This is a genomic window from Kosakonia sp. BYX6, assembly GCF_038449125.1.
In the GTDB taxonomy this organism is placed as follows: Bacteria; Pseudomonadota; Gammaproteobacteria; order Enterobacterales; family Enterobacteriaceae; genus Kosakonia; species Kosakonia calanthes.
Genome location: NZ_CP151800.1, coordinates 789,725 through 802,346 on the forward strand (window position 1 = coordinate 789,725; position 12,622 = coordinate 802,346).

The following is a 12,622-nucleotide window of genomic DNA, read 5'->3' on the forward strand; positions in this document are numbered from 1 at the left end:
TTATTCATCCCCAAGTTTATAAAACATTGGCGCGTCTGTTTCTCGGGTAATCAGATTAAGCCAAATCTCATTCCCTGCTTCATTTATTTGCTGAGTTTTATCGGAAATTATTTTGCTTAATGCCTGGGCGTCGATCTCACCTTCGGCTTGCAAGTCATTAAGTAAACGCGCAAAGGCCTCGATTTTTACAACGCGAAATAGCCGCTCTTTTATATGGCGATCGCGTTCTTCAAGTAACATATTGCGCGATTGCCCGGTACGACTGGCATTGGCTAATATATTGTTCGCGTGTTCAGAGAGGGTTGTTTTACCCTGAGCTAAATTAGGCTCTTTTCCTTCTTCTCCGGGTCTGTTTTCAACGGCAGAAATGTGAAAGCGCGCCGGGACAAGATTCTCGGGAAGCATTCTATTGTCCTTAAATATCAACAAGGAAGAGGGTATTTGGACGTGAGGTTCGTTGACAATATCATGGTGCACTTTTAAAATCAAAAAAAAGGAGTCGGCTGATGAACAGCATTTTTTATTCTGTTATTGCTTTATTGCTGCTGACGGGCGGCGTTCTTTTATTGATGCGTGAGTACAATAAAAAAACTCCCCTGAGTGAAATTAATTATCAGCCGCAGTTGCAGCCATTGTCAAAAGAGGAAGGCGAAGATCATTTCTCGGTGTTAATGAATGCGATTACCCCCGTGTGGTACTGGCGTGTTAATCACGAATATATAGATTTTCTGCACGCGACTATTAAGCGCATGAACGTGGCGGAATTAAATAACACCCCAGGATTATTCGAAGCCCAGCGCCGCTGTAGCGATCTCAATTCCGCTGTTTATAAGTATTACGACAATATTAAAAAACGCTGTGTGAACGGTGAAAAAGTCTCGCACGCGGATTTGGATGTGCTCAATCTGCGCCAGTGTTTCCACGAATTCAGTACGGAAGCCTATCCCGCGCTGGTGGTGCTGGTGTGGCCGGAAAACCAGCGGCCGTGGGTGAACCCGCAAGACGTGTAGTTTTGTGTTGTCTCGGTGTTGCAAAAGGTTTACCGGGCACTTTCTGCATTTGTGATGGGGTATTTGGATCGTTTAACCCGCGGGCATCATTAACAATCGCCTGATGGCGGCTGCGCCTTATCTGGCCCAGGCGCAGCGCCACCCGGCAATACGTTATTACTTATCCGACGATGCCTGCCACAAATTCAACTCGCCATCGGCAACATGCTTATCAATCTGCGCCAACTCTTCGGCGCTGAATGTCAGATTACTCAACGCCTGCACATTCTCCTCAATCTGCTCTGGGCGACTGGCGCCAATCAATACTGACGTCACGCGGTTATCTTTCAACAACCAACTCAGCGCCATTTGCGCCATGGACTGCCCGCGACGCTGCGCCATCTCATTGAGCAAACGCAAGCTTTCGAGGTTGCTCTCGGTCAGCATTTTCTCCGTCAGGCCACGCACTTTCTTCCCTTCGCGCTGCATACGTGAACCGTCCGGAATTCCATTCAGGTATTTGCCGGTCAACAACCCCTGCGCCAGCGGCGTAAAGGCGATACAGCCAACACCGTTATCTTCCAGCGTATCCAGCAAGCCGGTTTTATCGACCCAGCGGTTCAGCAGGTTGTAAGACGGTTGATGAATCAGCAGCGGGATTTTCCACTCGCGCAGAAGCGCCGCCATCTGTTGCGTGCGCTCGGTGGAATAAGAGGAGATGCCCACATACAGCGCTTTACCGCTTTGCACGGCGTGAGCCAGCGCGGCGGCGGTCTCTTCCATCGGCGTTTTTTCATCCACGCGATGCGAATAGAAGATATCCACATACTCCACGCCCATGCGCTTCAGGCTCTGATCGAGGCTGGCGAGCAGGTATTTGCGTGAACCGCCGGAACCATAAGGCCCTGGCCACATGTCGTAACCGGCTTTGGTAGAGATAATAATTTCATCGCGATATTGCGCGAAATCATCCCGTAATAAACGGCCAAAATTGATCTCCGCGCTACCCGCAGGCGGCCCGTAATTATTGGCTAAATCGAAGTGGGTAATACCAAGATCAAACGCTTTACGTACTAAGGCTCGCTGTGAATCCAGCGTTTGCGCATGACCAAAACTGTGCCACAAACCAAGCGAAAGGGCAGGCAATTGCAGGCCGTTTTTGCCGCAGTAACGATACTGCATCTGTTCGTAGCGATTGGGATTGGCGAAGCCAGACATGATGTCTCCTTTCTTATCTATCTTGTAGAGGTAAATTCGAAACAACGTTTCTATCTTACGTCTCTTTTCTACACATCAAAAGGTTAGGAGTGTTTCCGAGTATTTTTCAGGCAGAAAACGCGCCGCTATGCTTTGCTTAGAGAGGCAAAAAATAATGGAGACAGGCGATGACGCGTTTAACAGCGAAAGACTTTCCCCAGGAACTGCTTGATTACTACGACTACTACGCGCATGGCAAAATCAACAAGCGCGAATTCTTACAGTTGGCCGGCAAGTACGCGGTTGGCGGCATGACGGCGCTGGCGCTGTTCAACCTGCTGAAACCGAACTATGCGCTGGCGACGCAGGTCGAGTTCACCGATCCGGATATTCATCCTGAATATATAACCTACCCATCGCCAAACGGGCATGGCGAGGTGCGCGGTTATCTGGTTAAACCAACGAAAACTACCGGCAAGATCCCGGCGGTGGTCGTGGTGCATGAAAACCGCGGGCTAAACCCGTATATCGAAGATGTCGCGCGCCGCGTCGCCAAAGCAGGCTACCTTGCGCTGGCACCGGATGGCCTTAGCTCGGTGGGAGGTTATCCCGGTAATGATGATGAAGGCCGTGAACTCCAGCAAAAAGTTGACCCAACAAAGCTGATGAATGATTTTTTTGCCGCTATCGAGTTTATGCAAAAACATCCGGATGCCAGCGGCAAAGTGGGCATCACCGGTTTTTGCTATGGCGGCGGCGTGTCGAATGCCGCAGCGGTGGCCTACCCCGAACTGGCGTGTGCGGTGCCGTTTTACGGGCGTCAACCGCCTGCAACCGAGGTGGCAAAAATCAAAGCTCCCTTGCTGCTGCACTATGCGGCGCTGGATAAAAACATCAACGAAGGTTGGCCGGCTTACGAGCAAGCGCTGAAAGCGACCAAAAAAGTCTACGAGGCGTACATCTACCCTGGCGTGAACCACGGTTTTCACAACGACTCCACTCCGCGCTACGATCACGCCGCCGCTGAACTGGCGTGGCAGCGCACGCTGGGCTGGTTCGAAAAGTACTTACGCTAGCCAGGGTAAAAGGCAGGGATGCCGTAAATCGCCGTAAAAATAATGGCAAACCGCGTGCTCATTGCGGCGTTTAATTTCCTTTAGGACTCGCCTTATCTCTGCGAAAATTCCTGGATAAATGGCGTAAAAACCATCGTAAACGAAAGCATTGTGCGCGACGGAAAATAATGGTTACAGCGCGCAAATATAAGCAGATGTGATTGTTGCATTCTTGCAAAAACGCGGAGTGATAGCGTGTCGGGATCATCCCGATCGCCGCGCCAGACCGCATGGTTACTGGCTTCTCCAACGTTGTTTATCCATGGCAAAGCGCTACAAATGCGAATAATGTGATTAATAAATCATTTGTTTTAACAAGGCTTAAGTCTGGGTTAAATAATACTTAACGCCACGGTTTTTATTCTTTCAGAGCAAGGAGTCTTATTTATTAATTTTTTAATGAGCACTTGGTAGGTGCGATTCATTAAATTTTAGTGCGTTAATAAATTGGCTTTAAATAACAAAATCCAGGCGATTAATATTGTTCATAAATAATATTTATGAGTCGTTAATAATAATGAGTGGATTCATTGTTAAATATACCGTCAAGAATGTGTTAAAAAAGTGCTAATTAAATTCCCCTTTAGAATCGGTGAGTTACGTTTGGTTTCCTGCCGTTACGCTATTTTACGTTATGTGCAAAAACGCGGCGTAACGTTAGCAGAATAACGATTTCCCCCGTCATAAACCGAGAAAAAGTAGGGTTCTTTTTTTAATAAAATTCTTACTTAGACCATACAAGTTCTCTAAAACTTGCCGATAACGGATATAACTCTCGCCCGCAGGCGAGAATGTACCTTCACCGTAAGGATAATATTATGAGTATGCTTCGTAACTTTACTATACGAGCCGTGATGCTGGTGATCCTCGGGATCTTCGGCGTGCTGTGGTCTGGCGTCGGTTTGTATAGCGTTTCTTCACTGTCGAAAGTGGCAGATGGCAATGAAGTCGATCGCCAGTTAGTGTCACAGATGACGCTCCTTAGCCAGGGTAATGATCAGTACTTTCGGTTTGTGACTCGTCTCAGTCGTGCAATGGAAGCCAAAGCTGCGGGTGGCACGCCAGATATGGCGCCGGTGCAACAGGCGCTGGATAACATGGCGCGCCGCCTGGCGGATTTTAAAGCCGTTTCACCCGGCCCGATGGACACCAAAGTCTCCGAGCAAGTTATTGCGGGCTGGCAGGCGTTGTTGGATCAAGGCATCGCCCCGCAAATGCAGCTCGCGCAGCAAGGGACGGTGGATGCGTATCGCAAGCAGGCGAACGATGTCACCCCTGTGTTAAGCCGTAATTTTGGCGCGGCGACCGAAAACTTCAACAAAACTGCCAGTGCGACGCTTGATCAAACCCGCGTGATGGTTGACCACCAAACCAGCACCACCCGCGCGGCGATCATCGTTGCGATGGTAGTGGGTTTGCTGATCCTGCTGTTCACGGACCGTTACCTGGTCACCATGCTGGTCAAACCGCTGAACCGCATTCGCGCGCACTTCCACCTGATGGCGCAAGGCGATCTTAGCCAACCAATAGAAGACTTCGGGCGCAACTGCGTCGGCCAGGTTGTTCCGCTGCTGTTAGCCATGCAGGACAGCCTGCGCGAAGCGGTGAGCAGCATTCGTCACGGCAGTGAAAACATCTGGCGCGGCGCGACAGAAATTTCCTCCGGCAATAACGATCTCTCTTCGCGTACCGAAGAGCAGGCGGCGGCGCTGGAAGAAACCGCCGCCAGTATGGAAGAGCTGACGGCGACAGTGAAACTGAACGCCGATAACGCCAGCCAGGCCAGCGAACTGGCAGAAGTCGCCTCCGCCACCGCCAGCAAAGGTGGTGCGCTGGTTAAAGAAGTGATCAGCACGATGGACGGCATTTCCGGCAGTTCGAAGAAAATTGCCGAAATCACCAACGTGATTAACAGCATCGCGTTCCAGACTAATATTCTGGCGCTTAACGCGGCCGTTGAAGCGGCACGCGCCGGTGAACAAGGCCGTGGCTTTGCCGTCGTCGCCGGGGAAGTGCGTAACCTTGCGAGCCGCAGTGCAGGCGCGGCAAAAGAGATCGAAACGCTGATTGCAGATTCCGTAAACCGCGTGGCAAAAGGGGCGCAGTTGGTGAACGACACCGGCACCACGATGGAAGGCATTCTGCGCGCGGTCACCGAAGTGACCACCATTATGAAAGAGATTGCCGCCGCGTCTGCCGAGCAGAGCAAAGGCATTTCGCAGGTGGGCGTTGCGATTACCCAAATGGATAACGTCACGCAACAGAACGCCTCGCTGGTTGAAGAAGTTTCTGCCGCGGCCGCCGCGCTGGAACGCCAAACCGAAGAGTTACAGCGCTCTGTTCAGCAGTTCCGTCTTTCCAGTAATGAGGAGCACAAACCTGCTGCGCCGACGCTGGTTAAGCCGGATTTATCACGCAAAACTGGCAGCAAACCTGCCGCTTCGCAGGATGAGTGGGTGGCGTTTTAATCAGCGCTATCACCCCCGTGAAAGATCGTTATATAATTATTTATATAGCGATTGAGGGGGAAAGAGATGGACAACCATTTTGGTAAAGGTTTGATGGCCGGGCTGAATGCCGCGCAGGCGGATAGCGCCAATAATGTGGCGAAATTTTGCCCGGACTATAAACGGGGCTTTGTGCTGGGGTTTTCGCATCGCATGTTCGAAAAGACCGGCGACCGTCAACTCAGCGCGTGGGAAGCTGGCATTCTGACGCGCCGTTATGGGCTGGACAAAGAGATGGTGATGGACTTCTTTCGCGAGAACCACTCCAGCACCGTGATCCGCTTTTTTATGGCAGGTTATCGCCTCGAAACCTGATTTGCTCAATGTGGTGTTTTCTTTTGTGAAGGTCACTTATGTCGAGGGTGACCTTCTTTTTTTAGTTTTAAAATCCTCTAAAACCCTTTTTTAAGTATGGCTACTTTCGCTGCTGGATGTTTTTTGCATAATGACCCTGTTTTTTATGTGATTAATTGTCGGGGCGATCGCAGCATTCCCCTACCGAATGGGTGGAGAATATTCTCAGTCCGGACTAAGGGAAAACCAACGAATGGCAGGAGAAAACCCACATTTCGCATCTTCGGGTGTGAGTCGTCGTGATTTTGTGAAGTTGTGTGCCGCGCTGGCGGCCACCATGGGATTAAGCGGCAAAGCCGCGGCGGAAATGGCCGCCGCAGTGAGCCACCCACAACGTCCACCGGTTATCTGGATTGGCGCACAAGAGTGTACCGGATGCACGGAATCACTGCTTCGCGCCACCCATCCCACCGTCGAAAATTTGGTGCTGGAAACCATTTCGCTGGAGTACCACGAAGTGCTTTCCGCCGCCTTCGGTCACCAGGCCGAAGAGAATAAACACCACGCGCTGGAGCAGTACAAAGGCCAGTATGTGCTGGTGGTTGACGGTTCGATCCCGATGAAAGACGGCGGAATTTACTGCATGGTCGCCGGTGAGCCGATTGTCGATCACATCCGCAAAGCGGCGGAAAACGCGGCGGCGATCATTGCGATTGGCTCCTGCGCCGCCTGGGGCGGTGTCGCGGCGGCGGGTGTGAACCCGACCGGCGCGGTCAGCCTGCAAGAAGTGCTACCCGGCAAAACCGTGATCAATATTCCCGGCTGCCCGCCGAACCCGCAAAACTTTCTCGCCACCGTCGCGCACATTATCACCTTCGGTAAACCTCCAGCGCTGGATGCCAAAAATCGCCCCCGCTTTGCTTACGGACGGTTGATTCATGAACACTGCGAACGCCGCCCGCACTTCGATGCCGGTCGCTTCGCGAAAGCCTTTGGCGATCAAGGCCACCGCGAAGGTTGGTGCCTTTATCACTTAGGCTGCAAAGGCCCGGAAACCTGGGGCAACTGTTCGACGCTGCAATTTTGCGATGTCGGCGGCGCCTGGCCCGTCGCCATTGGTCACCCCTGTTATGGCTGCAACGAAGAAGGCGTCGGTTTCCACAAAGGCATCTCGCAACTTGCTCATGTGGATAACCCAACGCCGCGCGCCGAAAAACCGGACGTCAACCTGAAAGAGGGCGGTACTGTTTCGGCCACCGCTGTCGGGCTGCTTGGCGGTGTGGTGGGCCTGGTGGCGGGTGTCGGCGTGATGACCGTTCGCGAGCTGGGTCGCCAGCAAAAGAAAAACGACGCTGATTCGCAGGGAGACTAGCCGTGAACAGACGTGATTTTCTCAAAGTGGCGTCCGGCGGGGCGTTACTGATGGGGGGATCGTCCGCGAGTTTTGCCGCCGCGCAAAATCGCCCGCCGATCCCCGGCGCATTGGGAATGCTTTACGACTCCACGCTGTGTGTCGGTTGCCAGGCTTGCGTTACCCGCTGCCAGGACATCAACACACCACAGCGCAACCCGCAGGGGGAACAAACCTGGTCGAACAACGACAAACTCTCGCCCTATACCAACAACATCATTCAGGTCTGGCACAGCGGCAGCGGCAAAAACAAAGACCAACTGCGCGACGGTTACGCCTACATTAAAAAGCAGTGCATGCATTGTGTCGATGCCAACTGCGTTTCCGTTTGCCCGGTGCAGGCGCTGAAAAAAGACAGCAAAACCGGCATCGTCCATTACAACCCCGATGTCTGTACCGGCTGTCGTTATTGCATGGTCGCCTGTCCTTTTGATGTGCCGAAATATGACTACAGCAACCCGTTCGGCGCCTTGCATAAATGCCAGCTCTGCAACCAAAAAGGCGTGGAGCGGCTGGATAACGGCCAGTTGCCCGGCTGCGTTGAAGTCTGCCCGGCTGGCGCGGTGATTTTCGGCACCCGCGAGGAACTGCTGGCCGAGGCCAAAAAGCGCCTTTCGCTAAAACCGGGTTCTGAATATCACTATCCCCGCCAGACCTTGAACGCCAACGACACGTATCTGCATAACGTCGCCAGTTACTACCCGCATCTCTATGGCGAAAAGGAGGGCGGTGGCACGCAGGTGCTGGTGCTCTCCGGCATTCCTTATGAGGCGTTGGGGCTACCGGCGCTGGATGATTTAGCCACCGGCGCGCGTTCCGAACACGTTCAGCACACGGTCTATAAAGGCATGATGTTGCCGCTCGCTGTGCTGGTGGGGCTGACCGCGCTGGTGCGGCGCAATACCCGCAATGAGCACAAAGAGGGAGGTGACCATGAGTCATGAGCCACACGCGATGGGCGGCAAGCTGCTCAGCAAACCGGTTGTGCTGTTCGCCCCGCTGATCCTCCTGTGTGCGATCTTCATCTTCAAACGGTTGATCTTCGGGCTGGGATCGGTCTCCGATCTGAACGGCGGTTACCCGTGGGGGATCTGGATCGCCTTTGATTTGCTGATCGGCACTGGTTTTGCCTGCGGCGGTTGGGCACTGGCGTGGGCAGTGTATGTGTTTAATCGTGGGGATTACCACCCACTGGTGCGCCCGGCGCTGCTCTGTAGCCTGTTCGGTTATTCCCTCGGCGGCTTATCGATAACCATCGATGTCGGTCGCTACTGGAATCTGCCGTATTTCTACATTCCGGGACATTTCAATGTGAATTCGGTGCTGTTCGAAACCGCCGTCTGCATGACGATCTACATTGGCGTAATGGCGCTGGAATTCGCCCCGGCGCTGCTCGAACGGCTGGGCTGGAAAGTGGCCTTACACCGCCTCAACAAGGTGATGTTTTTCATTATTGCGCTGGGCGCGCTGCTGCCGACGATGCACCAGTCCTCCATGGGGTCGCTGATGATTGCCGCGGGCTACAAGGTTTACCCGCTGTGGCAGAGCTACGAAATGCTGCCGATCTTTTCGCTATTGACCGCGTTTATTATGGGCTTCTCGATTGTCATCTTCGAAGGTTCCCTGATGCAGGCTAGCTTGCGCGGCGCCGGGCCAAACGAAAAACGCCTGTTCAGCAAACTCATTGGTACGCTGAGCGTGTTGCTGGCGCTGTTTCTGCTGTTGCGTATTGGCGAAATTAGCTGGCGGGAAAAATGGCATTACGCTTTCGCCGGGGATTTCTACAGCCTGATGTTCTGGCTGGAGCTCGCGCTGTTGGCGCTGCCATTGCTTATCCTGCGCCTGCCGCGCTTGCGTCACGATTCGCGCTGTTTGTTCCTCGGCGCGTTAAGCATGCTGCTCGGCTGCGCATTATGGCGCCTCTCTTATTCGCTGTTGGCCTTTAACCCCGGCAACGGCTACCACTACTTCCCGACTGGGGAAGAGTTATTGATTTCTATCGGTTTTGTGGCAATTGAAGTCTGTGCGTACATCTTACTGATACGTCTGTTGCCGATTATTCCTCCGTTAAAACGACCAGCGCGACATGAGGCGAGCGAAGCATGAGCCAACGTATCACCATTGATCCGGTGACCCGCATTGAGGGTCATTTACGCATTGATTGCGAAATTGAAAACGGCGTCGTATCAAAGGCCTGGTCGTCGGGAACCATGTGGCGCGGCATGGAAGAGATTGTAAAAAGCAGCGACCCGCGCGATGCGTGGATCATCATGCAGCGCATTTGCGGTGTCTGCACCACCATTCACGCTATCGCCTCTGTGCGCGCCGTGGAAAATGCGGTGCAGGCGAAGGTGCCGCTTAACGCGCAGTACATCCGCAATATCATTCTCGCGGCGCACTCGATTCACGATCATATTGTGCATTTCTATCAGCTTTCGGCGCTCGATTGGGTGGACATCACCTCGGCGCTGCATGCCGACCCCGCCAAAGCCGCCGCGCTGCTAAAAGACATTTCTGACTGGCCGCTGAACAGCGAAAACGAATTTAAAGCAGTGCAGGAGAAGATCAAAGCGCTGGTCGCCAGCGGGCAGTTGGGGATTTTCGCCAACGGTTATTGGGGCCACCCGGCGATGAAACTGCCGCCGGAAGTGAACCTGGTAGCCGTGGCGCACTATTTACAGGCGCTGGAGTGCCAGCGTGACGCCAACCGCATTGTGGCGCTGCTCGGCGGAAAATCACCGCACATCCAAAACCTGGCCGTCGGCGGCGTGGCGAACCCGATCAACCTCGACGGCATCGAAGTGCTGAATCTCGAACGGCTGATGTACCTCAAGTCGTTTATCGACAAGCTGCACGGGTTTATCGAACAGGTTTATAAAGTCGATACCGCGGTGATCGCGGCGTTCTACCCGGAGTGGCTGGAACGGGGCAAAGGCGCGGTGAACTACCTCAGCACGCCGGAATTCCCCACCGATCGTGATAACGGCAGCTTCCTGTTCGCGGGCGGTTATATCGAAAATGCCGATCTCAGCACGTACCGCGAAATCAATACCTACAATGATGCGTTCCTGATCAAAGGCATTCAGGAAAGCGCGAAACACGCCTGGTATCAAGATGACGCGCCGCAGGCGCCGTGGCAAGGCACCACGCTGCCGAACTACACCGGTTGGCAGGAAGCGGGCAAATATTCATGGGTGAAATCGCCCACGTTCTACGACAAAACCGTGGAAGTGGGGCCGCTGGCGAATATGTTCTGCAAACTGGCGGCGAAACACCCGACAACGGTGGAAAAACTGCACGATATCACCGCCATTTACCACACGCTCACCGGCAAAACGCTGACCGTCGACCAACTGCACTCGACGCTGGGGCGCATTATCGGGCGCACGGTTCATGCCTGCGAATTGCATGGCGTGTTGCAGCATCAGTACCAGGCGCTGCTCGACAATATCGGTAAAGGCGATGTTGAGACCTATATCAAAGCGGAGATTCCCGCCAGCGGCGAGTTCAAAGGCGTCGGTTTTCTCGAAGCGCCGCGCGGCATGCTCTCCCACTGGATAGTGATTAAAGACGGCAAAATCGGCAACTACCAGGCGGTGGTGCCGTCGACGTGGAACGCCGGGCCGCGCAACGCCAACGACGACGCCGGGCCTTACGAACTCTCTCTGGTCGGGACGCCGATTGCCGATCCGCAAAAACCGCTGGAAGTGGTGCGCACCATTCACTCGTTCGACCCGTGCATGTCCTGTGCGGTGCACGTGTTGGACGCCGATGGCAACGATGTGGTGTCGGTGAAGGTGTTGTGATGTCGATTTTAGTGCTCGGCGTCGGTAACATTTTGCTCAGCGATGAAGCGATTGGCGTGCGGGTGGTGGAAGCGCTGGAGCAGCGCTATCACTTGCCGGAAAACGTCGAGGTGCTGGATGGCGGCACCGCGGGCATGGAGCTGTTGGGCGCGATGGCCAACCGCGATCATCTGATTATCGCCGATGCGATAGTCAGCCAGAAAAGCGTACCGGGCACGGTAATCTGCCTGCGCAATGACGCTGTGCCGACGCTGTTTCGCAATAAGATCTCACCCCATCAACTGGGGTTATCGGATGTGCTTTCGGCGCTGCGTTTTACCGGCGAATTCCCGCAGAAGCTGACGCTTATCGGCGTGATCCCGCTTTCGCTGGAGCCGCATATTGGTATGACGCCGGTGGTTGAAGCGAGTCTTGAAAAAGCGCTACAGGCGGTGCTTGACGCGCTGCGTGAATCCGGTGTGCAGCCCCGGCTGCGGGAGGCAAAACATGCAGGATGACATCATGGGATTCAGCGTTTCACCGCAACACGAGGTGCAGCAGGCGTTTGCGACCATCGCCGAAAATGAGATGCAGGGTTTGCCGTTTCTGCACCCGCAAATGCCGGTGTATGCCACGCCATTCACCCTGTTTGAAGGGCAGTGGCTGGGCGGCGTGCTGACGCCCTGGATGTTGAGCCTGCAACTCTTTCCCGGCCCGCAACAGTGTTGGGAGAAACGCAACATCGGCCAGCGGCTGGGGCTGCAACTGCCTTATGGTGCGATGACCTTTACCGTCGGCGAACTGCCCGCGCTGGGGCAATATCTCAGTTGCTCATTGATGTCGCCGCTGGCGCGGAATCTGACCGTCGAAGAAGGGATTCAACTGGCCGATAACTGCCTGAAAATGGCGCTTTCTCTGCCGGTGACCGATGCCGCCGTCAGCCGCCGCGCGTTGCTGCTCGGTCAGCGAGGCCAGGCGCATGCATGAGTTATCGCTATGCCAAAACGCGGTGGAGATCATCACGCAGCAGGCGCGGCAAAACGGTGCGCAGCGCGTCACCGGCGTCTGGCTTGAGATTGACGCGTTAGCCTGCGTGGAAGAGAGCGCGCTGCGTTTTGGGTTTGATATCGCCTGTCGAGAAACACTGGCGCAGGATTGCACGTTGCATATTCTTCACAAGCCCGCGCAGGCCTGGTGCTGGAACTGCTGCCAGAACGTGGAAATCACCCGGCACGACGAATGTCCGCTCTGCCACTGCCCGTCATTGCATGTTGAGTACAGCGGCGGCGTGCAGATCAAAAGTATCGAAGTGGAGTAACGCGAA

The 12,622-nt window shown here is 54.2% G+C and carries 13 protein-coding genes; 11 read left to right on the forward strand and 2 right to left on the reverse strand.

From position 1 onward, the window contains the following. Complete coding sequence (locus AAEY27_RS03705) at positions 1 to 405, reverse strand: hypothetical protein (protein ID WP_342323573.1); 405 nt, start codon at positions 403 to 405, stop codon at positions 1 to 3. Between the two features lie 101 nt (positions 406 to 506). On the opposite strand from AAEY27_RS03705, the gene AAEY27_RS03710 reads away from it, so the two are divergent. Beyond that, entirely contained in the window at positions 507 to 1,010 is a 504-nt protein-coding gene (locus AAEY27_RS03710) for an ESA_00282 family adhesion-associated protein (protein ID WP_342323574.1), read from the forward strand. 156 nt (positions 1,011 to 1,166) lie between these two features. Here AAEY27_RS03710 and AAEY27_RS03715 read toward each other — a convergent pair whose 3' ends face one another. Then, the gene (locus tag AAEY27_RS03715) at positions 1,167 to 2,207 is read right to left on the reverse strand and encodes an aldo/keto reductase (protein ID WP_342323575.1); all 1,041 of its coding nucleotides are present in this window, start codon (positions 2,205 to 2,207) and stop codon (positions 1,167 to 1,169) included. A 167-nt stretch (positions 2,208 to 2,374) separates the two neighbouring features. Here AAEY27_RS03715 and yghX point away from each other — a divergent pair, with 167 nt between their 5' ends. The 10 genes from yghX (at position 2,375) to hypA (ending at position 12,616) form a co-directional block, all read left to right on the forward strand. Further along, the gene (gene yghX, locus AAEY27_RS03720) at positions 2,375 to 3,262 is read left to right on the forward strand and encodes a YghX family hydrolase (protein ID WP_342323576.1); all 888 of its coding nucleotides are present in this window, start codon (positions 2,375 to 2,377) and stop codon (positions 3,260 to 3,262) included. A gap of 857 nt (positions 3,263 to 4,119) precedes the next feature. Next, positions 4,120 to 5,769: a methyl-accepting chemotaxis protein gene (locus tag AAEY27_RS03725; protein ID WP_342323577.1), complete on the forward strand. Its 1,650-nt coding sequence runs from the start codon at positions 4,120 to 4,122 to the stop codon at positions 5,767 to 5,769. A 66-nt stretch (positions 5,770 to 5,835) separates the two neighbouring features. Beyond that, entirely contained in the window at positions 5,836 to 6,123 is a 288-nt protein-coding gene (locus AAEY27_RS03730) for a DUF2623 family protein (protein ID WP_342323578.1), read from the forward strand. A 232-nt stretch (positions 6,124 to 6,355) separates the two neighbouring features. Next, positions 6,356 to 7,474, forward strand: coding sequence for a hydrogenase 2 small subunit (hybO, locus tag AAEY27_RS03735; RefSeq protein WP_342323579.1), 1,119 nt, complete (start codon positions 6,356 to 6,358; stop codon positions 7,472 to 7,474). Between the two features lie 2 nt (positions 7,475 to 7,476). Then, a complete protein-coding gene (gene hybA, locus AAEY27_RS03740; RefSeq protein ID WP_342323580.1) occupies positions 7,477 to 8,457 on the forward strand; it encodes a hydrogenase 2 operon protein HybA in 981 nt (326 codons plus the stop codon). Next, positions 8,447 to 9,619: a Ni/Fe-hydrogenase cytochrome b subunit gene (gene hybB / locus AAEY27_RS03745; RefSeq protein ID WP_342323581.1), complete on the forward strand. Its 1,173-nt coding sequence runs from the start codon at positions 8,447 to 8,449 to the stop codon at positions 9,617 to 9,619. Before hybA ends, hybB begins: the two co-directional genes overlap by 11 nt. Further along, positions 9,616 to 11,319 carry a hydrogenase 2 large subunit gene (gene hybC / locus AAEY27_RS03750; RefSeq protein WP_342323582.1) on the forward strand — a complete coding sequence of 568 codons (1,704 nt, stop codon included), beginning with the start codon at positions 9,616 to 9,618 and terminating at the stop codon, positions 11,317 to 11,319. Before hybB ends, hybC begins: the two co-directional genes overlap by 4 nt. Further along, a complete protein-coding gene (locus AAEY27_RS03755) occupies positions 11,319 to 11,816 on the forward strand; it encodes a HyaD/HybD family hydrogenase maturation endopeptidase (RefSeq protein WP_342323583.1) in 498 nt (165 codons plus the stop codon). The genes hybC and AAEY27_RS03755 overlap by 1 nt, the downstream gene beginning before the upstream one ends. Continuing rightward, a complete protein-coding gene (gene hybE / locus AAEY27_RS03760; RefSeq protein WP_342323584.1) occupies positions 11,806 to 12,285 on the forward strand; it encodes a hydrogenase-2 assembly chaperone in 480 nt (159 codons plus the stop codon). Before AAEY27_RS03755 ends, hybE begins: the two co-directional genes overlap by 11 nt. Then, positions 12,278 to 12,616 (forward strand): hydrogenase maturation nickel metallochaperone HypA, encoded by a 339-nt coding sequence (hypA, locus tag AAEY27_RS03765; RefSeq protein ID WP_342323585.1) that lies wholly within the window; start codon positions 12,278 to 12,280, stop codon positions 12,614 to 12,616. Before hybE ends, hypA begins: the two co-directional genes overlap by 8 nt. Positions 12,617 to 12,622: the final 6 nt, after the last annotated feature.